Origin of the sequence: Marinobacter santoriniensis NKSG1, from assembly GCF_000347775.1 — a bacterium.
Classification (GTDB): Bacteria; Pseudomonadota; Gammaproteobacteria; order Pseudomonadales; family Oleiphilaceae; genus Marinobacter; species Marinobacter santoriniensis.
Genome location: NZ_APAT01000030.1, coordinates 15,732 through 41,355 on the forward strand (window position 1 = coordinate 15,732; position 25,624 = coordinate 41,355).

Annotated in this window: 26 protein-coding genes; 19 read left to right on the top strand and 7 right to left on the bottom strand. The window is 59.8% G+C overall.

Annotated features, from left to right (window positions below):
* The first annotated feature begins 24 nt into the window (after positions 1 to 24).
* From MSNKSG1_RS18250 to MSNKSG1_RS18260, 3 genes are all read left to right on the top strand, one after another.
* Complete coding sequence (locus MSNKSG1_RS18250) at positions 25 to 1,443, top strand: FAD-dependent oxidoreductase (RefSeq protein WP_008940776.1); 1,419 nt, start codon at positions 25 to 27, stop codon at positions 1,441 to 1,443.
* Between the two features lie 122 nt (positions 1,444 to 1,565).
* The gene (gene hemE / locus MSNKSG1_RS18255) at positions 1,566 to 2,630 is read left to right on the top strand and encodes a uroporphyrinogen decarboxylase (RefSeq protein ID WP_008940777.1); all 1,065 of its coding nucleotides are present in this window, start codon (positions 1,566 to 1,568) and stop codon (positions 2,628 to 2,630) included.
* Positions 2,631 to 2,712: 82 nt separating this feature from the next.
* Positions 2,713 to 3,081, top strand: a complete 369-nt coding sequence (locus MSNKSG1_RS18260) for a PilZ domain-containing protein (protein WP_008940778.1) — start codon at positions 2,713 to 2,715, stop codon at positions 3,079 to 3,081.
* A gap of 8 nt (positions 3,082 to 3,089) precedes the next feature.
* Here MSNKSG1_RS18260 and radA read toward each other — a convergent pair whose 3' ends face one another.
* On the bottom strand, positions 3,090 to 4,466 hold the full coding sequence (radA, locus tag MSNKSG1_RS18265; RefSeq protein WP_008940779.1) for a DNA repair protein RadA: 1,377 nt from the start codon (positions 4,464 to 4,466) through the stop codon (positions 3,090 to 3,092).
* A gap of 73 nt (positions 4,467 to 4,539) precedes the next feature.
* A complete protein-coding gene (gene ettA / locus MSNKSG1_RS18270; protein ID WP_008940780.1) occupies positions 4,540 to 6,201 on the bottom strand; it encodes an energy-dependent translational throttle protein EttA in 1,662 nt (553 codons plus the stop codon).
* Between the two features lie 264 nt (positions 6,202 to 6,465).
* Between ettA and glyA the strand changes: the two genes are divergently transcribed.
* The 8 genes from glyA (at position 6,466) to MSNKSG1_RS18310 (ending at position 13,078) form a co-directional block, all read left to right on the top strand.
* On the top strand, positions 6,466 to 7,719 hold the full coding sequence (gene glyA, locus MSNKSG1_RS18275; RefSeq protein WP_008940781.1) for a serine hydroxymethyltransferase: 1,254 nt from the start codon (positions 6,466 to 6,468) through the stop codon (positions 7,717 to 7,719).
* Between the two features lie 69 nt (positions 7,720 to 7,788).
* Positions 7,789 to 8,307, top strand: coding sequence for a transcriptional regulator NrdR (nrdR, locus tag MSNKSG1_RS18280; RefSeq protein WP_008940782.1), 519 nt, complete (start codon positions 7,789 to 7,791; stop codon positions 8,305 to 8,307).
* Complete coding sequence (gene ribD, locus MSNKSG1_RS18285) at positions 8,304 to 9,419, top strand: bifunctional diaminohydroxyphosphoribosylaminopyrimidine deaminase/5-amino-6-(5-phosphoribosylamino)uracil reductase RibD (protein ID WP_008940783.1); 1,116 nt, start codon at positions 8,304 to 8,306, stop codon at positions 9,417 to 9,419. Before nrdR ends, ribD begins: the two co-directional genes overlap by 4 nt.
* Positions 9,420 to 9,481: 62 nt before the next feature.
* Positions 9,482 to 10,597, top strand: a complete 1,116-nt coding sequence (ribBA, locus tag MSNKSG1_RS18290; protein WP_008940784.1) for a bifunctional 3,4-dihydroxy-2-butanone-4-phosphate synthase/GTP cyclohydrolase II — start codon at positions 9,482 to 9,484, stop codon at positions 10,595 to 10,597.
* A 45-nt stretch (positions 10,598 to 10,642) separates the two neighbouring features.
* Complete coding sequence (gene ribH, locus MSNKSG1_RS18295) at positions 10,643 to 11,119, top strand: 6,7-dimethyl-8-ribityllumazine synthase (RefSeq protein ID WP_008940785.1); 477 nt, start codon at positions 10,643 to 10,645, stop codon at positions 11,117 to 11,119.
* Positions 11,119 to 11,595, top strand: a complete 477-nt coding sequence (nusB, locus tag MSNKSG1_RS18300) for a transcription antitermination factor NusB (protein WP_008940786.1) — start codon at positions 11,119 to 11,121, stop codon at positions 11,593 to 11,595. The genes ribH and nusB overlap by 1 nt, the downstream gene beginning before the upstream one ends.
* A 2-nt stretch (positions 11,596 to 11,597) precedes the next feature.
* Entirely contained in the window at positions 11,598 to 12,554 is a 957-nt protein-coding gene (gene thiL, locus MSNKSG1_RS18305; RefSeq protein WP_008940787.1) for a thiamine-phosphate kinase, read from the top strand.
* Positions 12,551 to 13,078 (top strand): phosphatidylglycerophosphatase A family protein, encoded by a 528-nt coding sequence (locus MSNKSG1_RS18310; protein WP_008940788.1) that lies wholly within the window; start codon positions 12,551 to 12,553, stop codon positions 13,076 to 13,078. Before thiL ends, MSNKSG1_RS18310 begins: the two co-directional genes overlap by 4 nt.
* 18 nt (positions 13,079 to 13,096) lie before the next feature.
* Here the strand turns inward: MSNKSG1_RS18310 and MSNKSG1_RS18315 are convergent, their stop codons facing one another.
* Positions 13,097 to 13,300 carry a DUF6316 family protein gene (locus MSNKSG1_RS18315; RefSeq protein WP_008940789.1) on the bottom strand — a complete coding sequence of 68 codons (204 nt, stop codon included), beginning with the start codon at positions 13,298 to 13,300 and terminating at the stop codon, positions 13,097 to 13,099.
* 256 nt (positions 13,301 to 13,556) lie between these two features.
* Between MSNKSG1_RS18315 and MSNKSG1_RS18320 the strand changes: the two genes are divergently transcribed.
* On the top strand, positions 13,557 to 14,207 hold the full coding sequence (locus MSNKSG1_RS18320) for a DUF2057 family protein (protein WP_008940790.1): 651 nt from the start codon (positions 13,557 to 13,559) through the stop codon (positions 14,205 to 14,207).
* Positions 14,208 to 14,230: 23 nt separating this feature from the next.
* Here the strand turns inward: MSNKSG1_RS18320 and MSNKSG1_RS18325 are convergent, their stop codons facing one another.
* A complete protein-coding gene (locus tag MSNKSG1_RS18325; RefSeq protein ID WP_008940791.1) occupies positions 14,231 to 15,763 on the bottom strand; it encodes a WS/DGAT/MGAT family O-acyltransferase in 1,533 nt (510 codons plus the stop codon).
* Between the two features lie 114 nt (positions 15,764 to 15,877).
* A complete protein-coding gene (locus tag MSNKSG1_RS18330; RefSeq protein WP_008940792.1) occupies positions 15,878 to 16,789 on the bottom strand; it encodes a LysR substrate-binding domain-containing protein in 912 nt (303 codons plus the stop codon).
* A gap of 272 nt (positions 16,790 to 17,061) precedes the next feature.
* Between MSNKSG1_RS18330 and MSNKSG1_RS18335 the strand changes: the two genes are divergently transcribed.
* Entirely contained in the window at positions 17,062 to 18,048 is a 987-nt protein-coding gene (locus MSNKSG1_RS18335; protein ID WP_008940793.1) for a glutathione S-transferase family protein, read from the top strand.
* Here MSNKSG1_RS18335 and ispB read toward each other — a convergent pair.
* Positions 18,041 to 19,009 (bottom strand): octaprenyl diphosphate synthase, encoded by a 969-nt coding sequence (gene ispB / locus MSNKSG1_RS18340; protein WP_008940794.1) that lies wholly within the window; start codon positions 19,007 to 19,009, stop codon positions 18,041 to 18,043. The two genes, MSNKSG1_RS18335 and ispB, sit on opposite strands and share 8 nt — an antisense overlap.
* 242 nt (positions 19,010 to 19,251) lie before the next feature.
* On the opposite strand from ispB, the gene rplU reads away from it, so the two are divergent.
* The 4 genes from rplU to proB all read left to right on the top strand — a co-directional run bounded on the left by rplU (position 19,252) and on the right by proB (position 22,354).
* The gene (gene rplU, locus MSNKSG1_RS18345; RefSeq protein WP_008940795.1) at positions 19,252 to 19,563 is read left to right on the top strand and encodes a 50S ribosomal protein L21; all 312 of its coding nucleotides are present in this window, start codon (positions 19,252 to 19,254) and stop codon (positions 19,561 to 19,563) included.
* Between the two features lie 35 nt (positions 19,564 to 19,598).
* Positions 19,599 to 19,859, top strand: a complete 261-nt coding sequence (gene rpmA / locus MSNKSG1_RS18350) for a 50S ribosomal protein L27 (RefSeq protein ID WP_008940796.1) — start codon at positions 19,599 to 19,601, stop codon at positions 19,857 to 19,859.
* A gap of 141 nt (positions 19,860 to 20,000) precedes the next feature.
* Positions 20,001 to 21,194 carry an Obg family GTPase CgtA gene (gene cgtA, locus MSNKSG1_RS18355; RefSeq protein ID WP_008940797.1) on the top strand — a complete coding sequence of 398 codons (1,194 nt, stop codon included), beginning with the start codon at positions 20,001 to 20,003 and terminating at the stop codon, positions 21,192 to 21,194.
* A 35-nt stretch (positions 21,195 to 21,229) separates the two neighbouring features.
* Entirely contained in the window at positions 21,230 to 22,354 is a 1,125-nt protein-coding gene (proB, locus tag MSNKSG1_RS18360; protein ID WP_008940798.1) for a glutamate 5-kinase, read from the top strand.
* 93 nt (positions 22,355 to 22,447) lie between these two features.
* Here the strand turns inward: proB and rpsT are convergent, their stop codons facing one another.
* Positions 22,448 to 22,717: a 30S ribosomal protein S20 gene (gene rpsT / locus MSNKSG1_RS18365; RefSeq protein ID WP_008940799.1), complete on the bottom strand. Its 270-nt coding sequence runs from the start codon at positions 22,715 to 22,717 to the stop codon at positions 22,448 to 22,450.
* Positions 22,718 to 22,983: 266 nt separating this feature from the next.
* Here rpsT and murJ point away from each other — a divergent pair, with 266 nt between their 5' ends.
* Both murJ and ribF read left to right on the top strand, forming a co-directional pair.
* Entirely contained in the window at positions 22,984 to 24,564 is a 1,581-nt protein-coding gene (gene murJ, locus MSNKSG1_RS18370) for a murein biosynthesis integral membrane protein MurJ (RefSeq protein WP_008940800.1), read from the top strand.
* Between the two features lie 82 nt (positions 24,565 to 24,646).
* Positions 24,647 to 25,618 carry a bifunctional riboflavin kinase/FAD synthetase gene (gene ribF / locus MSNKSG1_RS18375; protein ID WP_008940801.1) on the top strand — a complete coding sequence of 324 codons (972 nt, stop codon included), beginning with the start codon at positions 24,647 to 24,649 and terminating at the stop codon, positions 25,616 to 25,618.
* Positions 25,619 to 25,624: the final 6 nt, after the last annotated feature.

A 25,624-nucleotide genomic window follows, 5' to 3' on the forward strand; every position in this document is an offset into this window, starting at 1 on the left:
AATTGAGCTGATGAGAGCACCATGATGAAAGAACGACTGAATAACGACTTCCAGTTTGTTGAAGTTGGGCGGGTCGACCCGAAGAAGGTACCGGCCAGGAAGCGGAAGAAAGAGTTTGGTGAAATCTACCAACCCTTCACTGCCGATGCCGCCGGTTCCCAGGCCCATCGCTGCCTGGCCTGCGGTAATCCCTATTGTGAGTGGAAGTGTCCGGTACACAATTACATTCCAAACTGGCTGAAGCTGGTATCGGAAGGCAACATCATGAAGGCGGTGGAGTTGTGTCATCAGACCAACTCCCTGCCCGAAGTCTGTGGCCGTGTCTGTCCTCAGGATCGGCTCTGCGAAGGTGCCTGTACCCTGAACGACGGTTATGGCGCAGTAACCATTGGCTCGGTGGAAAAGTACATCACCGATACCGCCTTTGCCCTCGGCTGGAAGCCTGACATGTCCCAGGTGGCCTGGACGGACAAAAAGGTCGCAGTGATCGGTGCCGGCCCTGCTGGTCTGGGATGCGCCGACATTCTTGTGCGCAACGGAGTCAAGCCGGTCGTGTTCGACCGCTATCCCGAGATTGGTGGCCTGCTGACCTTCGGTATCCCGGAGTTCAAGCTGGAGAAGAGCGTGATGAGCCGTCGTCGCCAGGTCTTCGAGGAGATGGGCGTGGAATTCCGGCTGGAAACCGAAGTGGGCAAGGATGTGATGCTCCAGGACATCATCGATGAGTTTGATGCTGTCTTCATGGGTATGGGGACCTACACCTACATGAAGGGCGGTTTCCCGGGCGAAAACCTGCCGGGTGTCTACGATGCATTGCCATTCCTGGTGTCCAACGTCAATCGCCGCCTGGGCTTCGAAAAGAATCCCGACGATTTCATTGATATGAAAGGCCAGCGTGTCGTGGTGCTGGGTGGTGGGGATACCGCCATGGACTGTAACCGTACCTCGATCCGACAGCAGGCCGAGAGTGTGACCTGCGCCTATCGCCGGGATGAAGCGAACATGCCGGGTTCCCGCCGTGAGGTCGCCAATGCCAAGGAAGAGGGAGTCAAGTTCCTGTTCAACCGTCAGCCCATCGCAATCATTGGCGAAGACCGTGTCGAGGGCGTCAAGGTGGTCCAGACCCAGTTGGGCGAGCCGGACGAGAACGGTCGCCGTCGCCCCGAGGTGGTTCCCGGAAGTGAGGAGGTGATTCCCGCGGATGCCGTGCTGGTTGCCTTTGGTTTCCGGCCGAGTCCGGCAGACTGGTTCGATGAGCTGAGTGTGAGCACTGACGATTCGGGCCGGGTTCACGCGCCGGAGGAATCGGAGTATGCCTTCCAGACCAGCAACCCCAAGATTTTTGCCGGTGGTGACATGGTCCGTGGTTCCGATCTGGTCGTAACCGCCATCTGGGAGGGCCGCCAGGCCGCCGAGGGTATCCTCGACTACCTGGACATCTGATGTCCGGTTGATACGGATCAGAAGGGCGGCTTTCTAGGTGGAAGCCGCCCTTTTTTATTCCGTTGATCCGGGTATCATTGCCGCCATCGAATTCTCTATCAGACCTGAAGGCCGGACTTGCTATGACAGAGCTGAAAAACGACCGATTCCTGCGTGCCCTGATGCGTCAACCCGTCGATCGCACACCGGTATGGATGATGCGCCAGGCTGGCCGCTATCTGCCGGAATACCGGGCGACACGTGCCAAGGCCGGGGATTTTCTCAGCCTGTGCAAAAATACGGAACTGGCCTGTGAGGTCACGCTGCAGCCGCTGGAGCGTTTTCCCCTCGATGCCGCCATATTGTTCTCGGATATCCTGACCATCCCGGATGCGCTCGGTCTGGGGTTGTATTTTGAAACCGGTGAAGGTCCGAAGTTCCGCCATACGATCCACTCTGAGGCCGATGTCGCTGCGCTGCCGAAGCTCAATGCGGAAGCCGACCTGGGCTATGTGATGAACGCCGTATCCACCATCCGCGATGCGTTGGGTGGTCGGGTGCCCTTGATCGGTTTCTCGGGTAGCCCCTGGACACTGGCGACTTACATGATCGAAGGGGGCTCATCGAAGGATTTCCGGGAAGCGAAAAAGCTGATGTACGGTCAACCGGACGTCATGCATCGTCTCCTGGACCACCTCGCGGACGCGGTTGTCGACTATCTCAACGGCCAGATTCGCGCCGGCGCACAGGCTGTGCAGATTTTTGATACCTGGGGCGGCGTACTCAGCAGCTGGGCCTACGAAGAGTTTTCGCTCCGCTACATGACCAAGATTGTGGATGGTCTGATCCGTGAGCGGGACGGACGCCGCATTCCGGTTATCCTGTTCACCAAGAACGGTGGTCAGTGGCTGGAATCCATTGCCGATTCCGGGTGCGACGCGGTCGGTCTCGACTGGACCACGGACATTGGCAATGCCCGGGCCAGGATAGGGGATCGGGTGGCCCTGCAGGGCAATATGGACCCGGCGATGCTGTATGCGCCGCCGGCGCGGATCCGACAGGAGGTTGCTGATATTTTGCGCCGCTTTGGAACCGGGACCGGGCACATATTCAACCTGGGCCATGGTATTACGCCGGACGTGGACCCCGAGCACGCCAAAGCGTTTATTGAAGCGGTTGTCGAGCTCAGTCCCGAGTACCACCGGTAGGCCCTGCGCACTGCTACTGGCCGAGTTGGCCGGTCCCCGCTATAGTCACAGTGAAGTCGGACCGGTCAGCAGGAGTCATCTTTTGTCATCACAAGCGCCAGATAAACGCCGTTTTCACCGAATCGAGTTCGACGCACCCTGCGAACTGCATTGTCGGGACAATGTCTGGACGACCGAGGTGCTGGATATTTCCCTGAAGGGGGTGCTGGTCAGGCGCCCCGATCATTGGACCGCATCGCTGAATGATCCGTGTGAGGTGGTGATCCACCTGGATGATCAGATGACGGCGATTGTCATGGCGGTGGAGTTGAAGCACGTGGAAGCGCACCGACTCGGCTTCAAGTGCCAGTATATCGACCTGGAGAGCGTTACCCACCTCAAGCGGCTGGTGGAACTCAACCTCGGCGATCAGGCCTTGCTTGAGCGCGAATTCGCCCATCTGCTCGACTGACCCTCAGTCTAGAGATCTTCCAGCGCCGTCAGGGCATCGCTGAGCTTGTTGACCGGAATGATCGTCATTCCCTCCACCGGTTTGCGTGGCACGTTGGCCTTCGGTACCAGGGCGCGGGTAAATCCATGCTTGGCCGCCTCGTAGATCCGTTCCTGACCGCTGGGCACCGGCCGGATCTCTCCGGAAAGTCCCACTTCTCCGAAGATCACCAAGTCCTGTGGCAGGGCACGATCCCGGAATGACGAGACAATGGCTGCCAGCAGGGCCAGATCGGCACTGGTTTCGTTCACTTTGACGCCGCCCACCACATTCACAAAGACATCCTGATCCGACACGTGCAGGCCGCCATGGCGGTGGAGTACCGCCAGCAACATCGCCAGGCGATTCTGGTCCAGCCCCACCGCCACTCGCCGTGGATAGCCGCCCTGGGCCATATCCACGAGCGCCTGGATCTCGACCAGCATGGGGCGGGTGCCTTCCCAGACCACCATCACCACGCTTCCCGGTGCCGCATCCTCGCCACGATTGAGGAAGATCGCACTGGGGTTCTTCACTTCTTTCAAACCCTGTTCCAGCATCGCGAACACGCCCAGCTCGTTGACGGCACCAAAGCGGTTCTTGATACCCCGGAGAGTGCGGTAACGGCTGTCACTTGAGCCTTCCAGCAGGATGGAGCAATCGATCATGTGCTCCAGCACCTTGGGGCCCGCCAGGCTGCCGTCCTTGGTCACATGCCCGACCAGGAACAGAATGGTTCCGGTCTGCTTGGCGAAACGGGTCAGGAATGCGGCACTCTCACGAACCTGGGAGACGCTGCCGGGGGCGGATTCAATGTCGGCCACATGCATGACCTGGATGCTGTCCACCACCAGAATCCGGGGTTTCTCGGTTTCCGCAACCTGCAGGATGCGCTCAACGCTGGTTTCCGACAGCATGTTCAGGTCGCCGGTCGGAAGGCCGAGGCGTTTGGCACGCATGGCGACCTGCTGGAGTGATTCCTCGCCGGTCACGTACAGCGCCGGGACGCTGGCCGCCAGGTGGCAGACCGCTTGCAGGAGCAGAGTGCTCTTGCCCGCACCCGGATGGCCACCCATCAGGACCGCGGACCCTTCGACCAGACCGCCGCCCAGTACCCGGTCAAATTCCTGCATGCCGGTGCCGATGCGTGGCTGTTCGGCGAGACTGACCGAGTCCAGGCTCTGGACTTCGGAGAGACTCCCGGCGAAGCCTTCGAATCTTGCGCCCCTGGCACCTTTGGCAGAAGATCCGGCGCCACGGACTTCCGTGATGGTATTCCAAGCCTGGCACGCGGAGCATTGCCCCTGCCATTTCGAGTAGTCTGCCCCGCACTCGGTGCAGACAAAGGCGGTTTTCGCTTTGGCCATAATGGGTCGGATCTTCTATTGCTGCGCCAAGGAAGGGGGAGAAGGGCCAGTCCATCTGGACTGACCCTTCTGATCACGCCAGCTTCTTGTATTTCATGCGCTTGGGCTGCATGGCGGAATCGCCCTTGCGCTTCTTGAAGTCTTCGTCGTATTCGCTGAAGTTGCCTTCGAAATAGACCACATCCCCATCATCCTCAAACGCGAGAATATGGGTCGCGACCCGGTCGAGGAACCAGCGATCGTGCGAGATGACCAGCGCGGAGCCCGGGAAGTTAAGAAGGGCTTCTTCCAGGGCCCGGAGGGTTTCCACGTCGAGGTCGTTGGTCGGCTCGTCCAGCAGCAGTACGTTGCCGCCTTCCTTCAGCAGCTTCGCAAGATGAAGCCGGTTGCGTTCGCCGCCTGACAGGTCGCCGACCCGCTTCTGCTGATCCGTTCCTTTGAAGTTGAAGCGGCCTACGTAGGCACGGGACGGAGTTTCGTAGTTGCCGACCTTGATGATGTCCTGGCCGTCGGAGAGCTCTTCCCAGACCGTCTTGTCGCCATTGAGATCGCGCATCTGGTCCACGTAGGCCAGTTCAACGGTTTCACCCACGGTAATCGTCCCCGAATCGGGCTGATCCTTGCCGGCGATCATGCGGAACAGGGTGGATTTACCGGCCCCGTTACCACCGATGATGCCCACAATGGCACCCGGCGGAACGCTGAAGGATACGTCTTCGTAGAGCAGTCGGTCTTCAAATGACTTGCTGATACCGTCCACCTCGATCACCTTGTTGCCCAAGCGTGGTCCGGGTGGGATATACAGTTCATTGGTTTCATTGCGCTTCTGGAACTCCTGGGAGCTCATCTCCTCGAAACGGGCCAGGCGGGCCTTGCTCTTGGACTGACGGCCCTTGGCGTTGCTGCGAACCCATTCCAGTTCCTGCTTGATGGCCTTCTGGTGAGAGGCTTCCTGCTTGGCCTCCATTTCCAGGCGTTTCTCCTTGTTTTCCAGCCATTGGCTGTAGTTGCCTTCGAACGGGATGCCGTGGCCCCGGTCCAGTTCCAGAATCCAGCCAGCCACGTTGTCCAGGAAGTAACGGTCGTGGGTGATGGCAACCACGGTGCCTTCGTAGTCGTGCAGGAAGCGCTCGAGCCAGGCCACGGATTCGGCGTCCAGGTGGTTGGTGGGCTCGTCCAGCAGCAGCATGTCCGGACCCGACAGCAGGAGGCGGCACAGGGCTACACGGCGGCGTTCGCCACCGGACAGCACGTTTACTTTCTGGTCCCAGGGTGGCAGACGGAGTGCGTCGGCCGCGACTTCCATCTTGCGCTCGATATCGTGGCCGTCAGTCGCCTGGATATAGGCTTCCAGTTCGCCCTGCTTCTTGGCCAGGGCGTCAAAGTCTGCATCCGGCTCGGCATAGGCAGCATAGACCTGATCGAGTTCCGCCAGTGCGTCATGAACGCCGGAGACCGCCTCGTCGACGATTTCCTTGACGGTCTTGGTCTCGTCCAGTTCCGGCTCCTGCGGCAGGTAGCCAACATTGATGCCCGGCTGGGGGCGGGCTTCGCCGATGTAATCCTGGTCTACGCCCGCCATAATACGGAGCAGCGTGGATTTACCCGCGCCGTTCAGGCCGAGTACGCCGATCTTGGCGCCGGGGAAAAAGCTCAGGGAAATGTCTTTCAGAATCTCCCGCTTGGGCGGAACCACCTTGCCCACGCGGTTCATGGTATATACGTATTGGGCCATGTCGGATAGACCTCGTTTTAAAACAGGTTCGTGAATGCGGAATCTGGCTCAGTCGTTTTGATCGGGTAAGGTATCGAAACAAGGGGGGGATAGCAATTGAGGGCGATCCTCAGATCGCGGTGTGACGGTATCTGCGGACCGTTTAAAGGATGATTTTTCACCCGATTTCGAGATAGAATAGCGGCCCAATTTTTCAGGGTCTCCGGAGCGGGCGCATTGTTCGGGTGCTCCGGAGCCAGCCAAGCACACAGAGGCAGCACATCCATGTTTAATCGTGATATGAAAATCGCCGGCTACGACGACGAACTCTGGACCGCCATGGAAGCGGAGCGGAACCGTCAGGAAGTCCATATCGAGCTGATCGCTTCCGAGAACTATACCAGCCCGCGGGTCATGGAAGCGCAGGGCAGTGTGCTGACCAACAAGTATGCCGAAGGTTATCCCGGCAAGCGTTATTACGGTGGCTGTGAATTCGTCGACAAGGCAGAAACCCTGGCGATTGATCGCGCAAAAGAGCTGTTCGGAGCGGCCTACGCCAACGTGCAGCCGCACTCGGGCTCGCAGGCCAACTCCGCCGTATTCATGGCCCTGCTCAAGCCGGGCGATACTGTGCTGGGTATGAGCCTGGCCCACGGTGGCCACCTGACTCATGGCGCCAGCGTCAACTTTTCCGGCAAGATCTATCACGCCGTCCAGTATGGCCTGAACCCGGAAACCGGCCTCATCGACTACGACGAAGTGGAGGCCCTGGCCCTCGAGCACAAGCCGAAGATGATCATCGCCGGCTTCTCGGCGTACTCCCAGGAACTGGATTTTGCCCGTTTCCGTGAGATTGCCGACAAGGTGGGTGCGTACCTGTTTGTCGATATGGCCCACGTAGCAGGCCTGGTTGCGGCCGGCGTCTATCCGGATCCGGTGCCCCATGCACACGTCGTGGCGACTACCACGCACAAGACGCTGCGTGGTCCGCGCGGTGGCCTGATCCTGGCCTGCGATGACGAGGACCTGCAGAAGAAACTGAACTCGGCGGTCTTCCCTGGTGGCCAGGGCGGTCCGTTGATGCACGTGATTGCTGCCAAGGCGGTCTGTTTCAAGGAAGCCATGAGCGATGAGTTCAAGGCCTACCAGCAACAGGTAATCAAGAATGCTTCAGCCATGGCCGAGGTGTTTGTCGATCGCGGCTATGACGTGGTTTCCGGCGGTACCAAGAACCATCTTTTCCTGGTCAGCCTGATCAAGCAGGACATTACCGGTAAAGACGCGGATGCGGCTCTGGGGCGCGCCCACATCACGGTCAACAAGAACGCCGTTCCGAACGATCCGCGTTCACCGTTCGTGACCTCCGGTCTGCGGATCGGTACTCCGGCCGTCACCACTCGTGGTTTCGGCGAAGCCGAGTGTCGCGACCTGGCCGGCTGGATGTGTGACATCCTCGACAACCTTGATGACGAGGCGGTCAACAGCCGCGTGCGCGAGCAGGTCGAAAGCCTGTGTGCCCGCTTCCCCGTCTACGGCTGAATATCAGGCAACAGACCCTGCCGGGCCGGTGAATAACGCCGGCCCGGTGCCTTTCCGGAGTCTCCGATTATGCATTGTCCTTTCTGTGGTGAAGCCGATACCAAAGTGATCGATTCACGGCTGGTGGCCGAGGGTGATCAGGTCCGTCGCCGCAGGGAGTGTCTGTCCTGCCATGAACGTTTCACGACGTTCGAGACGGCCGAACTGGTCATGCCCCGGGTCGTCAAACAGGATGGAACGCGTCAGCCCTTCGATGAGGACAAGCTCCGGGCAGGTCTGATGAAAGCGCTTGAAAAACGTCCGGTCAGCATCGAGGAAATCGATGCGGCGCTCAATCGAATCAAATACCGTCTCCGTGCCACCGGGGAGCGGGAAGTGAAGTCGATGCAGCTGGGCGAAGAGGTGATGACGGAATTGCGCCAGCTGGATAAAGTGGCGTATGTGCGTTTTGCCTCCGTGTACCGCAGTTTTCAGGATATCAACGAGTTCAAGGAAGAGATCGAGCGGCTTTCGGCCACGAATGGCGAAAACGCAGTTGATGTCGCCAAGGCGCTTGCCGATAACCACTCCGAGAAAGACCGGTCATGAGCGAAGCGCGGGACCGAGCGATGATGGCCAGGGCAGTACAGCTGGCCTGGCGCGGGCGTTATTCCACGCACCCTAACCCCAGGGTGGGTTGTGTCATTGCCCGGGGTAACCGGATTGTGGGCGAAGGCTGGCACGAGCGTGCCGGAGAAGCCCACGCGGAAGTCCGGGCGTTAAGTCAGGCCGGCGCGGATGCCCGAGATGCGACAGCCTACGTCACGCTGGAACCCTGTAGCCACTTCGGACGGACGCCCCCCTGTGCAAGGGCGTTGATCGAGGCGGGCGTGACCCATGTGTATGCCGCGACCAAGGATCCCAATCCTTCCGTCTCCGGACGGGGCCTCGACCTTCTTCGGGAGGCCGGTATCCGCGTAACCGAGGGGCTTCTCGCGGACGAGGCGGCCCGTCTGAACCCCGGCTTCATGAAGCGGATGAAGACAGGCCGTCCCTGGGTCCGCCTGAAAATGGCGGCAAGTCTGGATGGACGCACGGCCATGGCTTCCGGCGAGAGCCAGTGGATCACCGGAGCCGAGGCGCGTCGGGATGTCCAGCGTCTCAGGGCAATGAGCGATGCCATTCTGACGGGGGTTGGGACGGTATTGGCGGACAACCCGTCGTTGACCGTTCGCCGGGAGGAGCTTGGTGACATCGGCGATGCGACAGAACCCTCCCGTCAGCCCCTGAGGGTGATTGCGGACCGGGATGCCCGAACGCCCGCGGACTCGCGGATTTTGCAGGGTGGCAATGTCCAGCTTTTTTGTGCCTCGTCGACACTGGCATCAGCTCCGGCACAGGACCTCGCGGCGCTCGGCATCAGCCTGACCGGGGTCGCGTGGAAAGATAACGGCGTGGATGTTGCCGAACTGCTGGATTCCATCGGTGAACTGGGAATCAATGAATTGCTGGTGGAAGCAGGGCCTACAATGGCGGGCACGTTTATCAGCGAAAACCTTGTGGACGAATTGTGGCTGTACCAGGCACCGGTTTTCCTGGGAAGTACCGGCCGGCCGACCGCCAAGCTGCCTCTGGAAACCATGGCGGACAAAGTGCAATGGAAAGTGCTGGATCGGCGTCAGGTGGGCGAGGATCAGCGCCTGATTCTGGCTCGCCGCTGACGTTTAAATTCACGGCCCGCACACGACCCGTCTCTGTGCCGGCCAAAAGGGTGCGATACCGTATGGCACTGAACAGTATTGAAGACATTATCGAAGATATCCGGCAGGGCAAGATGGTCATCCTCATGGATGACGAGGATCGCGAAAACGAGGGCGATCTTGTCATGGCAGCGGAGCACTGCACGCCTGAAGCAATCAACTTCATGGCGCGGTTCGGTCGCGGTCTGATCTGTATGCCGATGACTCGCGACCGCTGTGAGCAGCTTGGCCTGCCTCTGATGGTTCAGCAGAACGCGTCCGGATTCGGCACCAAGTTCACCCTGTCCATCGAGGCCAGGGAGGGAGTAACCACCGGTATTTCAGCCGCGGACCGCGCCCGCACCGTTCAGGCCGCCGTTGCCCGCAATGCCACGGCATCCGACTTGGTCCAGCCTGGCCACATCTTTCCATTGATGGCGGATCCGGGCGGAGTTCTCAGCCGGGCCGGTCATACCGAAGCATCCTGCGACCTTGCCGCTTTGGCCGGCTGTGAGCCGGCGGGTGTGATCTGTGAAATCATGAATGACGACGGCTCCATGGCGCGCCGGGAAGATCTGGAGCGGTTTGCGCAGGAGCACGATCTGAAGATCGGCACGATCGCCGATCTCATTCACTACCGGACCATGAATGAACGCACCATCGAGTGTGTGGAAGAGAACGAGTTGGATACCGAATACGGTGTCTTCAATTTGCGGACTTACCGCGACAACATCCAGGGCGCTACCCACCTGGCCATGGTGATGGGGGACATTACTCCGGATGATCCCGTCTACGTGCGCGTGCACATCACGGACACGCTGCGTGATCTGCTGGGTGCCCGCCGCAAGGACTCCCGCAGCTGGCCGTTGCACCATGCGCTGGAGAAGGTGGCCGAGGAAGGCCGCGGCGTGGTGGTACTGCTGAACAGCGCCGAAGACAGCTACAACCTGGAGGATCGCATTCATGAGTTCTTCGACCAGGGTCAGGCCTCGGCGGGCAAAGGCAGCTCCGGCGTGTACTTCACAGTCGGAACCGGCTCCCAGATCCTCCGGGACATCGGCGTCTGCAAAATGCGTCTGTTGAGCCCGCCCATCAAATTTTCCGCCATTTCCGGTTTCAACCTGGAAGTGGTGGAGTACGTACCCTATACCCCTGAATGAGAACCCCGGTCGCCAATAACCAGGCGGCCAGCGAAGGAGCCACCAATGGCAGAGATTAAAGTGATTGAAGGTGATTTTACCCAGTGCAGCGGGCGTTACGCGCTTGTTGTGGGTCGGTTTAACGGTTTCGTCGTAGAGAGCCTCGTTGAAGGCGCGGTCGATACCCTGCGCCGGCATGGCATTTCCGACGACGACATTGTCATTATCCGGGTCCCGGGGGCCTATGAGATGCCGCTGGCGGTCAAGCGTGTAGCAGAGACCAGTAATTACGACGCGATTATTGCTCTGGGCGCCGTCATTCGCGGCGGGACGCCGCACTTCGAATATGTGGCGGGCGAAGCGTCCAGTGGCCTTGGTGCGGTCAGCCTGGATACAGACGTTCCAGTCACCTTTGGGGTGCTGACCGTGGACTCTATTGAGCAGGCCATCGAGCGTTCCGGCACAAAAGCCGGCAACAAGGGTGCGGAAGCCGCCATCACTGCCCTGGAAATGGTCAGTTTGTTCAAGAAACTGGGTGAGTGATGACATCAACTGACGACACATCCTCGCAGGCGCCTTCCTCCGGTCAACCCAAGGCCGGTGATCGTCGCCGGGCCCGGGTGCTGGTGATGCAGGCTCTGTATCAGCGGCATTTCAGTCGCAGCGCCGTTTCCGACATCGAAGCCGAGTTCATGGTCGATAACGACATGACCAAGGTAGACGTGCTGTACTTCCGTGATCTACTTCGCGGTATCCATCGGGAGCAGGGGGAGCTTGACGCGCTGCTGGAGCCTTATCTCGACCGGCCCCTCAATGAAGTCGATCCGATTGAGCTTGCGATCGTCCGTCTCGGTACCTATGAGCTCAAGAATCGCCTGGACGTGCCCTATCGCGTTGTTATCAATGAAGGAATCGAGTTGGCGAAACGCTTTGGCGGCACCGAGGGGCACAAGTTCGTGAATAGTATCCTCGACAAGCTCAGTGGCCGGCTGCGTCTGGCCGAAACACGCTCCCGCTAGGAATGGGCGAGTTCGATCTCATCCGTCGTTTCTTTGCGCCTTTGGCGGAGCGTCGGGGCCATCCCGACCTGCTGCTGGCCATTGGTGACGACTGCGCGATCGAACGGATCACTCCCGATCACGACCTGGTTTTCTCGATCGACACTCAGGTCGAGGGGGTGCATTTCCCGCATCGCTATGCGCCCCGTCGGATTGCCGGGCGTGCCCTGGCGGCCGCCACCAGTGATCTGGCAGCAATGGGCGCAACCCCTGTATGTTTTACCCTGGCTCTGACGTTGCCTCAGGCGGAGCCGGCCTGGCTCTCGGACTTCGCAAAGGGCCTCGCGGAGACCGCCGACCGTTTCGGGCTCGCTCTTGCCGGGGGCGATACAACCCGGGGGCCGCTGTCGATTACGATTCAGGTGCACGGCACCGTGGCCCGGGGCAGAGCGTTGCGTCGTTCCGGGGCCACACCCGGTGACATCGTGGCGGTTTCCGGTACGCTCGGAGATGCCGGGGCGGCACTGGACTATCTTGATGTCCCATCGCCGGATCCTTTGGAAGACGCCTTGCTGGCCCGTTATCATTCTCCGGTTCCCCGCCTTGAGCTGGGACAGGCCTTGGCTGGGGTTGCTTCCAGTGCCATTGATATCTCCGACGGTCTGGCGAGCGATCTGGGGCACATTCTCGAAGCATCCGGGGTGGGCGCGTCAGTCGATACAGGTCGGATTCCGCTGTCCGATGCCCTCAAACAGCTTAAAGGTGCGAACGCCCTCCAGCTGGCACTGCATGCAGGTGACGATTACGAGTTGTGTGTCACGATCCCCGGACAGGATTGGCAGAATCTTCCCGGATTCGTTCGGGAGCAGCTGACGGCCATCGGTCGCATCGAAGAGGGCGCCGGACTACGCCTGAGTGGTGTCAACGGTTGCGAGGATGACTCCTCCCGGGGATACGATCACTTTGGAAAGGACCTATGAATCACGATCAGGACACTGATGAACCCGAGGTCCCGAGGGCTATCCTGCCTCCGGGGTTTCTGCGCAATCCCGTTCATTTACTGGCCTTCGGGTTCGGCAGTGGCGCCGCCGCCCGCGCACCGGGAACCTGGGGAAGTCTGGCGGCCATTCCGATCTGGTACGCCTTTGCGTGGTTGCCCGGGTTCGCCTACTGGCTGGTCGTGGGACTGGCTTTCCTGGTGGGGGTCTGGCTTTGTGGCAGAACGGCTCGCGACCTGAAGGTGCATGACCATGGTGGCATTGTCTGGGACGAATTCGTCGGGATGTGGATCGCGCTGGGGCTCTTTCCCGATCAGATCTATGGTGTTCTGATGGCGTTCGCGCTCTTTCGACTCTTTGACATTGCCAAGCCCTGGCCAATTGGCTGGCTTGACCAGCACTTGCCGGGTGGCCTGGGGATCATGGTGGATGATGTGGTCGCGGGCTTCCTTGCCCTGGCGAGTCTTTACGTCATTGATGTCTGGCTGATGCCGATCATTGTCTGACGCATCGGGTTTTCTCGATCAGTGGACCCTTTGCTCTTCCGGTAGCAGGCGAACCACGTGCAGGAATCGCTTCAGTCCGACTTCCGCGCGCGCCTTTGAATCGAACGGCCCGCTGTCAAAGCCTTCACGCGTGGTGAAATACCATTTGCTGCCGACGCAGAAAAAGCGACTGCTGCGGAAGGGTATGGGGCCTTCTTCTCCGTACCTGCGATGGGTATCCATGGGATTCTCCTGAGCCCGATTATGGTTTTCGTTCTGGGGCGCCAAGTTCATTCAGCCGATAGGTTTAAAACTAATCCAACTGCCAACAAATTCAACATTTTTTTACATTTATTTGTGGTGAGTCGCAGAATATAGTCTACGACGCCCCGAATCCTTGGCGTCCGTGTGCCTTGCGCTTGTAACAGGTGCCGGTCAAAATGCCGGGACCTTTGAAAGAATGCCTACCCTTTTTTCTGTTTGTGCCAAAGGAGATGACATGAGTGACTGTCGCGTAGTTGCCATTTTCAAGTTAGCGCTCGCGTGTGTGCTGGCCCTTGCCATTACCGGCTGTGCTTCGACCATGAGCCGCGTAACGACCTGGGAGGGCAGTCCCGACGAGGCTGCACAGGCGGCGACGCTGAAAGCACCCGGAGCCATTCGCGTGTTGAAGGTGAATGGCCGCTCCATGACCAATTTCCTGATGGACGATATTGCGCTCGATTACGCGCTGCTGCCGGGGCAGAACCAGGTGGTGTTTACCTATAAGACCATCTGGGCCAAGAAGGGCGTCGTCGAGAACGGAGAGTCGAAAGTGGATGTGGTAGAAAGCAAGCCCCAGGTGGTTCGCTTTGAGGCGGAGCCCGATTCCGTCTATCGGTTTGCGTTCCAGAAACCGACCTCCCGGACCGAAGCGCAGGCGCAGATGGAAGATTTCTCGGCTGCGATTGTCTCCGATAGCGGTCAGGAGGTTGCCCGTTCCCAGGTGTGGACGCAGAAAAAGGAACCGGTTGCCAGGACGTCAATGCCTTCGGCGACCGGGGATGCAGGCAGTGCCGGAAGCGGTTCCGCCCTGGAGCGTCTGAAGGCAATCTGGCCGACGGCGACCGAAGAAGAGAAGCGGGCCTTCCTTCGCTGGGCCTTCGAGTAAGTCCAGAACAGGCGAGACCCTGATCAATGCCGGAAGCGTTTCAGGGTCTTCTGCAGCAGTCCTTCCAGCGCGGTCAGCAGCTCATCGCCAAGGGCGTGACCTGAAGTCGCCTCGGGCAATTCATCCGGCTCGCAGGCGGGGAGCTTCAGGGCGCATTCCTCAATGCTCGCCAGACTGCTTTCCACAAGCTCGGCCAGAGAGTCACCGTTGGCGGCCACGTCCGGACATAGGGTGAAGTTCAGGGTCAGCCGTCCCTGGTAGCTGACGGCCACAATGACCAGTCCCATGGTGTCGAACAGCGGGGCCGTGTTGTATTGGCGCACCAGTCGGGCGCCCTGGAGATAAAGCGGCACCTGGGGACCTGGCACGTTGGTGATGGGCAGGTTGAAAACCGGCTGATAGCGCTGGGCGATCTGCAGTTCGGAATACAGTCTTGCCGACAGGGCGAGCATGGTCGATGGCAGGAGCTCAGTCAGCCGGTCCGCAGCAATGGCTTCCCGGTATGGTTCGGATGCCACCGCGTTACGGTGGATCCGCCGGATTCTCATGGCAGGATCAGGCTCGCTGGTCGCCAAGTCGAGTAGCATGGCGGACATCTGATTGCCGGTCGCCAGGCGCAGGCTGTTTGATCGAACCGAAATCGGCGTCATGGCCACCAGAGAGCGATCCATTTTGGTGCCTTGTGATGCCAGGTACCGCCTCAGGGTCTCGGCGCATACCCCCAGCACCACATCGTTAAGCGTGACGTCCCCGAGTGTCGCCTTGATCGCTTTCAGACGAGACAGATCCACGGTCTTGGCAACGATCTGTCGATTCGCCGTGATTTGGCGGTTGAGAGGGCTGTTGGGTGCCGAAAAGAGCGGAAAAGGCAGTGGCAGCTTGCGCAACTGCTTGTGAATCAGGCCCCGGGCTGTTGCCTCGGCGGCATTGACTGCCAGAGACGTAAATTGCAACGGAGTTCGGAGCAGGTTCGCACCCGCCTGCAAGATCACCCGTTCCTCGGACGGCTCCGGGCAGGGTTGCCAGGGCCTGGGCGCCGTGATGGGTCTGGGCTCCGGGGTGTACTCCAGCAGTTTCCCCATGATTTCCTCGCCACTGAACGCATCAATGGCAGCGTGGTGCAATTTCACAATCAGGGCAAAGGCATTTTTGCCGGACTCCCCGTCTTCATCCAGTGTGAATCCGTCGACAAAGGTAATGTGCCAGAGAGGCCGGTCCCGTTTCAGAGGCTCTTCGAGGATTCTGGAGGCCAGGGACATGAGCCCGGACTGGGTACCTTGCTCACCCAGGCTGACGTAGGCGAGATGGCGTTCGATACTGAAATCTGGATCGTCGATCCAGTACGGCCGGCCCAGCCGGAGCGGGATTTCCTTGAGCCGCTGCCGGAAAACAGGCACCACATGCAGTCGGGAGCGGAGATAGGCGACGAAGGTGCTGAAAGCCAGAGGCTTTTCCCGTTTGCTCGCGTCGAAAAGGTAGATTCCCCCGATATGCATGGGGCTGGTGTCCGATTCGAGGTACAGGAACGAGGCATCCAGTTCCGACAGCTGCCGCATCATTGAACTCCATTGCGCGGGATTTTCTGCAGTATATACGAACCCGGTCTACAGCGGGTTGACCCATTTGTCACCAGGGCCGCCGTCGATGGGGCATGATGTTTCCTTGCTTTCTCAATCGCTTAACCAGGACTGGATGGCACTATCCTGTTTCAGTCGATCCCAGAACCAGGTCAATGCCTTGCCCTGGTCCTCGGCGTGGCGGGCCAGGTGAAGAATGATGGGAGGGCGGGGTTCATGCACCGGCTTTTCGATGAGGGTGCCCTGTGCCAGGTGGTCCCGTATCCGCGACCGCGGCAGCCAGCCTACACCAAGACCGGCGGCCTGGAGGGCAATTTTCTGGTCGATGTTGGTGACCGTCAATGTCCGTTGGCGCCTGAAGATCCCCGCGTGCCCCGGGGGCAGGGATCGTGACGTGTCGGCGGCTACGGCTGCAGGATAGCGGGAGATATCGGACTCCGATAGCGGGGCCTCTGTCGCCGCCAGGGGATGGTCCGGCGATACTGCGAACACGAAGGCGATGTCCCCCAGGGCGTGGGTAGTGAACTGCCCGGCGGGTTTGCTTGACTGGTCGGCGCCGACAATCAGGTCCACCCGCCGGCTCTGGAGCGCATCCCAGGCACCTGCAAAGACTTCCTCCACCACTTGAACGTCGACCGGTACACCGAGTTCGTAAAAGTCCCGGATTGCCGGGAACAAACACTCCGCCGGTAGCAGGGAATTGAAGCCGATCCGAAGGCGGGTTTCCCAGCCCTGGGCTACCTGTTTGGTTGTGTGGGCGAGGTTTTCAGCCGCCTCCAGCAGGGCGCGTCCCTCTTCAAGCAGATAACGTCCTGCCGAGGTCAGGGACGCCCGATGCCCCGACCGATCGTAGAGCTCGACATCCAGGTCTTCTTCAAGTTTCTGGACGGTGTAGCTGATGGCAGAGGGTACCCGGAACAGCTCAGCGGCGGCGCCGGCAAAGCTCCCCTTTCGGTCGATGGCGTCAAGAACCTTGAGGGCGTCGATGGTGATGGCAGTGTGCATGTTCGAAATATCTGAGGTTGTTGGCCAGAAATGCTTGTTTGAGAGGGTAGCAGGGTCGCCGGTATTCTGCCTGTTAAATGCTTGGCTTTGGTGGAAACGGTCGTCGGGTAAGCCCTTCGCAAACACGCCGTAAACCCATCCCTGGGGGCTCGGCATTGCCATCCCTGGCAATGCACGGTTTGCGAAGGGCTTACCCGACGACCGTCCCGAACCGTGGGGTTCGCCCATCAATCGCCACTTTGACATGATCAGCTTTTCTGAGGAGAGGTCTTATGGGGCTTTTAATCGACGGCAAATGGCACGACCAGTGGTATGACACCGACAAGACCGGTGGCAAGTTCGAGCGGGAGGCGGCGCGTTTCCGGAACTGGGTGACCGCCGACGGCTCGGCGGGTCCGGCCGGAGAGGGCGGCTTCAAGGCGGAGTCCGGGCGTTATCACCTCTACGTATCCATGGCCTGTCCCTGGGCGCATCGCACGTTGATTTTCCGGAAGCTCAAGGGGCTGGAGGAACATATCTCTGTGTCCGTGGTGCACCCGGACATGGTGGAAAATGGCTGGGAGTTTCGCCCGGACAGCGAGCAGCACCGGGATCACCTCTATGGCTTTCAGTTCATGCACCAGATCTACACCAAGGCGGCCCCGGATTATTCCGGGCGGGTGACGGTTCCGACACTCTGGGACAAGCAGCGGGAGACCATTGTCAGCAACGAGTCTGCTGAAATTATCCGGATGTTCAACTCGGCCTTTAACGGGCTCGACGGCGTTCGTGAGGATCTGGATTTTTATCCGGACGCCCTGCAGGACGAGATTGATGAGGTGAATGAGCGGGTCTACAACACGGTCAACAACGGGGTCTACAAGGCCGGTTTCGCCACCGCCCAGGACAAGTATGAGCAGGCCTATGAGGCACTGTTCGAATCGCTGGACTGGCTCGAGGAGCGTTTGTCAGGACAGCGGTATCTGGTGGGTAGTCAGTTGACGGAGGCGGACTGGCGTCTGTTTACCACGTTGATCCGGTTCGACGCCGTCTATTTCAGTCACTTCAAGTGCAATCGGCAGCGAATCGGTGATTTTTCCGCCCTATCCGCGTACCTGCGGGATCTCTATCAGGTGCCGGGGGTCTCAGGTACTGTCGATATTGCTCAGATCAAGCGTCACTACTACGTCAGCCAGAGAACGGTGAATCCCACCCAGATTGTACCGGTGGGCCCGGAGCTGGACTTCAGCGCCCCTCACGGACGCGAAACCCTCAGCTGACCCGGGCGACAGCGACCTCGGTCAGCAACTCCATGGCTTCCCTGTGATCCGAGGCGGGCAGGGCTTCCAGGCACGCCCTGGCCTGTTCGGCTTGCTCCTGGGCTCTGGTCATGGTGTATTCGATCGCGCCGGAGCGTTCCACAATCTCAAGGATCGGGTCCAGGTCGTCCAGGCCGCCCTTGCGGATGGCCTGGCGGATCAGCTGGCTTTCCTCGTCTGAGCTGTGTGCCATGGCATGAATCAGGGGGAGGGTGGTTTTGCCTTCGGCGAGATCGTCGCCCACGTTTTTGCCCATGGCCTCTGCATCGCCCCGGTAATCCAGTACGTCGTCCACCAGCTGGAAGGCCAGGCCGAGGTGTTTGCCATAGTCTTTCAGGCCCTGCTCCTGGGCAGCACTGGCGCCCGCCAGCTGGGCTCCGGTGTGTGAAGCGGCCTCGAACAGCATGGCGGTCTTGTTGTGGATGACCGTCATGTACTGTTCTTCGGTCAGGTCCGGGTTCTTCACGTTCATCAGCTGCATGACCTCGCCTTCGGCGATGACCGCCGTGGCGTGGGAGAGCACGTTCATGATCGGCAGGCTTTCAAGCTCGACCATCATCTCGAAGGCCCTTGCGTAGAGGAAATCCCCTACCAGCACACTGGGTGCGTTGCCCCACTTGGCATTGGCGGTACTGCGCCCGCGGCGAAGGTCCGAGGTGTCGACCACATCATCGTGGAGCAGGGTGGCTGTGTGCAAAAACTCAATGACCGCCGCGAGTTTCAGGTGGTCCTGCCGATCGTAGCCCACCGCCCGGCTGGCCAGAAGAACCAGCAGGGGGCGAAGGCGTTTGCCGCCACTTTCGATGATGTAGTGGGCGATCTTCTCCACCAGGGGAACGTCCGACGCGAGCCGCTGGACGATCAGGTCATTAACGCGGCTGAAGTCGTCCGCCACGGTGTCATAGATACGCTGGGCTGTCATGCGGCTCAAGGATCCCTTGCTGGTGGTTTCGTTGCTGTTTCTGTTGATAATTCGGGCAGGTCGCGGCAATGCTAGGTATTGCCGCAGAGAGTGTCAACTTGGCTTGTGTTATACGGCGGCTTTTCGTACAATCACGCGCCCAACTCATCCCAACCTGCGCTCCCTGCTATAGGGTTGCCAGAGCGCTTCCCTTAGAACCAGGTGGATAAGAGCAGGGATGGGTCAATCGCGGAGACAAGTGAATGTACGCAGTAATTGTGAGCGGTGGCAAGCAGCACCGCGTAAAAGAAGGCGAAACCCTGAAGCTGGAAAAGCTGGAAGTCGAGACCGGCGGTGCCGTCGAGTTCGATCGCGTCCTGCTGGTTGCTGATGGCGACGACGTGAAGGTCGGTGCTCCGGTTGTAGACGGTGCCAAGGTCACTGCTGAAGTGGTCAGCCACGGTCGTCACGACAAGGTTCAGATCATCAAGTTCCGTCGTCGTAAGCACCACATGAAGCGTCAGGGCCACCGTCAGTGGTTTACTGAAGTCAAGATCACGGGTATCAAGGGCTAAGCCCCTGAGTAACCCCTTAGTTAAGGAGGCTTGTAATGGCTCATAAAAAGGCAGCAGGTAGTACCCGTAACGGTCGCGATTCCGAGTCGAAACGACTTGGTGTGAAGCGCTTCGGCGGTCAGACCGTATCTGCAGGCAGCATCATCGTTCGCCAGCGTGGCACCCGTTTCCATGCCGGTTCCAACGTTGGTATTGGCAAGGACCACACTCTGTTTGCGAAAGCGGACGGCCAGGTGAAGTTCGAAACCAAAGGCCCGCAGAATCGCAAGTTCGTGAGCATCGTTCCGGCTGCGTAAGCAGCGGCGAGCCGGTTCTTTCGAACCTCGGATGTTGTTCGGTTGCTGACAGGTTCAGTGCCGGAGCATCCAGAGCCCCGCAAAGCTTCCTCGAGGCTGCGGGGCTTTTTAGTTTATGCGCAAGGCGCAAAGGGTTGAATCATGAAATTTGTGGATGAAGCCACCATCATTGTGGAAGCCGGCAAGGGCGGTCACGGCTGTCTGAGTTTCCGTCGTGAAAAATACGTCCCAAAAGGTGGCCCCGACGGCGGTGACGGCGGGGACGGTGGCTCCGTCTATCTGGAGGCGGATGAATCGCTGAACACGCTGATCGATTATCGCTTCCAGCGTAAATTCAAGGCCCAGAACGGCGAGCCGGGCTCCGGCCGCAACTGTACCGGCACCAAGGGTGAGGATCTGGCTCTGCCCGTGCCCGTGGGTACCACGGTCGTAGACATGGATACCCACGAGGTGCTGGGGGATCTGACCCATCCGGGGCAGCGCCTGAAAGTGGCTCAGGGCGGCTTTCACGGCCTCGGCAATACCCGTTTCAAGTCGTCGGTGAATCGGGCGCCACGCCAGACCACCAAAGGATCGGTGGGTGAGGCCCGTAACCTGCGACTGGAGCTCAAGGTTCTGGCGGATGTGGGGTTGTTAGGGTTGCCCAATGCGGGCAAGTCCACGTTCATCCGTTCGGTGTCGGCGGCCCGGCCCAAAGTCGCCGATTATCCCTTTACCACGCTGGTGCCCAATCTCGGGGTGGTCAGTGTCCAGGCGCACCAGAGTTTCGTGATCGCCGACATCCCCGGCCTGATTGAGGGGGCGGCAGAGGGAGCCGGCCTGGGTATTCGCTTCCTGAAGCACCTCGTCCGAACCCGGCTGTTGTTGCACCTGGTGGACGTGGCGCCCTATGACGGCTCGTCTCCCGCTGAGTCCGTCCGTTCCATCGTGCACGAGCTGGAAAAGTTCAGTGAGACGCTGGCCAATCGTCCGCGCTGGCTGGTACTGAACAAGGTGGATATGATTCCCGAGCAGGATCGTGATGCCCACTGTCAGGCTATTGTGGATGAGCTTGGCTGGGATGGGCCTGTGTTCCGCATATCGGCTCTCAGTGGTGAAGGTACCAAGGCTCTGACCCAGGCGGTCATGCGCTGGATTGAAGAGCAGGCGGAAGAGGAAGCGCAGAATCCGGAGTTTGCCGAGGAGGAAGCCGTTCGTCGCCAGCGCATGGATGAAGAGGCCCGCGCGAAGATCGAGGCCGACCGCCAGGCTCGCCGGGCGGCCCGGACTGACGATGACGATTTTGATGATGATGACGACGACGGGGACGTGGAAGTCGTTTACGCGCCCGAATAAACCGATAACGCCACTGATGGATTGATTCCGGAATCATGAGTACACGCAGCCAGTTGCGCCAGGCCCGCCGTCTGGTCATCAAGATCGGAAGCGCCCTGCTGACCAATGATGGCAAAGGTCTGGATGAGGCCGCCCTGAGCCTGTGGGTGGATCAGATTGCCGGGCTCATTGACGAGGGTGTCGAGGTGGTCGTTGTCTCGTCCGGTGCCGTGGCGGTGGGGATGAGTCGGCTGGGCTGGGTAAGTCGGCCGGATCAGCTGCACGAGCTGCAGGCTGCGGCAGCTGTAGGTCAGATGGGACTGGTGCAGTCCTGGGAAGCCCAGTTCAAGCGCCACGATGTTCACACTGCACAGATTCTCCTGACCCATGACGACTTGTCCGATCGCAAGCGTTACCTGAATGGCCGTAGTACGTTACGGGCGCTATTGGATGTCGGTGTGGTTCCCATCGTCAATGAAAACGATACGGTGGTCACCGACGAAATCCGCTTTGGTGATAACGATACCCTCGGCGCTCTGGTGGCCAATCTGATCGAGGCAGATGGACTGATCATTCTCACTGACCAGCTGGGGTTGTTTGACCGGGATCCGAGAAAGCACGCTGATGCCAGGCTTGTCACCGAGCGTAAGGCGAGCGATCGGGAGCTCGACGCCATGGCCGGAGGTGGTGCCGGTGTTCTCGGGCGTGGTGGCATGCAGACCAAGGTGAGAGCGGCCCGTCTGGCCGCCCGGTCAGGCGCCTTTACCGTGATCGTCGGTGGACGGGTAGAGCGAGCGATAACACGTCTGCGTCAGGGGGAGGTGATCGGTACGTTGCTGCTCCCCGAGCAGGGTCGGGTGGCTGCGCGCAAGCAGTGGATTGCCGGGCATCTTCAGACACGAGGCACGCTGACCCTGGATGCCGGGGCCGTAAAGGTGCTTTGCCTTGGTGGGCGAAGTTTGCTTCCGGTTGGGGTGAAGAGTGTGGCAGGACAGTTCCGTCGAGGAGAAATGGTCTCCTGTATCGATGAGAGTGGCCGTGAGATTGCCAGGGGATTGGTGAATTACGACGCCGACGAGGCCCGGGCCATTGCCGGTCGATCCAGTCACCGGATTACCGAGGTGCTTGGCTACATTTCCGACGAGGAAATGATTCACCGGGATAATCTGGTCATCATCTGACCGCAGGCGGACTTTGCCTTTGCTCGCTGCTAGCTTTTGCGAAGGCATAAAAAAACCGGCTCGGAAGCCGGTTTTTCTGGTTCTGGAAAACGCTTATGCGCTTTTCAGAGCCTTGATCTTGGCGCTCAGGCGGCTCTTCTGGCGAGCAACCTTGTTTTTCGCGAAGATGCCTTTGTTGACCATGCTGTCCATGACCGGCTGGGCCTTCTGGAAAGCGGCCTGGGCTTCTTCGTAGTTGCCAGCCTCGATTTTGGCCTGAACTTTTTTCACATAGGTGCGCGCCATGGAGCGCAGGCTTGCGTTGTGCTTGCGGTTCTTCTCGTTCTGACGAGCGCGCTTTTTGGCTTGCGGGGAATTTGCCACCGTAAAACTCCTGAAAATCTGAAATTCGTTACTGAATGAATTCTGGTGAATTCGTACATCGCGGGCGCGCCAAACACCAGCGCGTCGAAATAAATGACGCGGAACTATGCCGCTCAACGCCCGAAATGTCAAGACTAAAACCCATTTCATGCGCCCGTACAGCGGGCCTGTGCTAAACTCGCCGCTCGCCGGCCGGAACCCCACCGCCTCCCGCGTGTGTGGGTAAATTCCGGTACCCATATCCCAAGTCAAAGACCAGAGCCAGAATGTCGTCGGAACCGGATTCCTCCAACCCGAAAACGCCACGCGCCCAAGCGCCGGGCCTGCTCCGTTCATCCGGCGTTGTCGGCATGATGACCATGCTCTCCCGGGTGCTGGGCCTGGTTCGGGATATGGTCATTGCCCGCTATTTCGGCGCCGGAACCGGAGCGGATGCCTTCTTCGTTGCCTTCAAGATTCCGAATTTTCTCCGGCGACTTTTCGCCGAGGGCGCTTTCTCCCAGGCCTTCGTGCCGGTGCTGTCATCCTACCGAGAAGGGCAGGACATCTCGGAAGTTCGGCGCCTGGTCAATGCCGTGTCGGGCTCACTGGGGCTTGTGCTGCTCGGGGTCACCCTGGCTGCGATCCTTGGGTCGCCCCTGCTGACAGCGGTGTTTGCCCCGGGCTTTCTGGACAACGATGTGAAGTTTGCGCTGACCAGCGAGATGCTTCGCATCACCTTTCCCTATCTGTTGCTGATCTCGCTGACGGCGTTCGCCGGAGGCATCCTCAACAGTTACGACCGGTTTGCCGTTCCCGCCTTTACACCGGTATTGCTCAATCTCTCCATGATTGCTGCCGCGATCTGGCTGGCACCGCTGATGACAGAAAAGGTAATGGCCCTGGCCTGGGGGGTGTTGATTGCCGGAGCATTGCAGCTGTTTTTCCAGTTGCCGTTTCTCATGCGGCTTGGTCTGTTGCCCCGGCCGAAGGTCGATTACCGGCATGAGGGCGTGATCCGGATCCTGAAGCTGATGACGCCGGCGTTGTTCGGGGTGTCCGTCAGTCAGATCAATCTGTTGCTGGACACGGTATTGGCATCGTTCCTCCAGACGGGAAGTGTGTCCTGGCTGTATTACTCGGACCGGCTATCGGAACTGCCCCTGGGCGTGTTCGGTATTGCCATCGCTACCGTGATTCTGCCGAGCCTGTCCCGCAAACACGCTGCGGCCTCGGCCGATCAGTTCGCAGCGACTCTGGACTGGGCCGTCCGGGCCGTGCTGCTCATCGGGCTTCCAGCGGCGCTTGCGTTATTGCTGCTGGCCGAGCCGTTGATCGCCACTCTGTTCGGCTATGGCGAGGTGACCGGGCGCGATGTCTCCATGTCGGCCCAAAGCCTGCGGGCCTATTCGGTGGGGCTGCTCGCGTTCATGCTGATCAAGGTGCTCGCTCCCGGCTTCTTTGCCCGCGAGGATACATCAACTCCGGTCAAGATCGGTGTGATCGCGATGGTGGCCAATATGGTCTTCAATCTGGCGCTGATTCTTCCCCTGGCCCACGCGGGTCTGGCGCTTGCGACCTCTCTTTCGGCCTGGCTGAATGGCTTCTTGCTCTGGCGCGGGCTGAAAAAGGAGGGTGCCTGGGTCAGCCAGCCTGGCTGGCCTCTCTTTCTGGCGCGGCTGTTGATCGCAAACGGTGCGCTGGCCGCCGCCATTCTCTGGCTGCGAGCGCCGGCGACGGAATGGCTGGCCGCCAGCGGTGTGGACCGGGCGATGGATATGGCGATTCTGGTTGGCGTGGGTGTGGCCGTCTATTTTTCCGCGCTCGCGCTGGCCGGGGTCCGGATAAGACATTTCCGGCAGAGGTAAGGTATAATCGCGCGTTTTCTCACCAGTGCTCCTGCGGCTCAGGAGCGTTGAAAGCCAGCTGGCAACACAAGGTTCGCATTGCATGCGTCTGATTCGAGGCCTGACCAACCTGAAGCGGCTCTCGCGCCAAGCCGATTCTCCGCTTGCACAGGGGTGCGTGGCGACCATTGGTAATTTCGATGGTGTGCATCTCGGGCACAAGACAATCATCGATCAGGTGAGATCCAAGGCCCGGCAGCTGGGGGTTCCCTCCCTGGTGATGGTGTTCGAACCCCAGCCCCGTGAATTTTTCCAGGGCACGGACGCACCGCCACGGCTCATGGGATTCCGGCAGAAATTCGAGGCCCTGCTGGCGGAGGGCGTCGACATCGTGCTCTGCCTGCGCTTCGACCAGGCCTTCCGGAGCTATTCCGCCATGGGTTTTGTAGAGGATGTTCTGATCCGAGGGCTGCGCATCCGGCATCTGGTGGTGGGAGACGATTTCCGGTTCGGTTGCGACCGGGCCGGTGATTTCGCATTGCTTCGCACCGTCGGGGAGACCGCTGGCTATACCGTCGAAAACACGCGCACGGTGACCGTGGATGGCGAGCGGGTAAGCAGTACGCGAGTACGGAACCTGTTGAACGTCAACGGTCTGGAACAGGCGGAAGCGCTGCTTGGCCATTCCTATCGCATCCGTGGACGGGTGGTCTACGGAAGGCAATTGGGTCGCCAGATCGGCGCGCCCACGGCAAACCTTCTGCTCCATCGCATGCCGGCCTTGCGGGGCGTTTACGTGGTCAAAGCGGTGCTGGATGATGGCAGGGCCTGCGACGGCGTCGCCAATATCGGTGTGCGACCTACCGTGGATGGCAAGCGGCCGTCGCTGGAAGTGCACCTGTTTGACTTTGCTGGCACACTTTATGGCCAGCATCTGGAGGTGGTGTTCCGCCATGGCCTCCGGGATGAAGAGAAGTTTGAATCGGTCGATGCCCTCAAGGCACAGATCGGACGGGATATGGATAATGCCAGGGCCTGGCTCCGTACCCATGGGTCGGCCGCCGGAGCCTGTTGAAAGCCC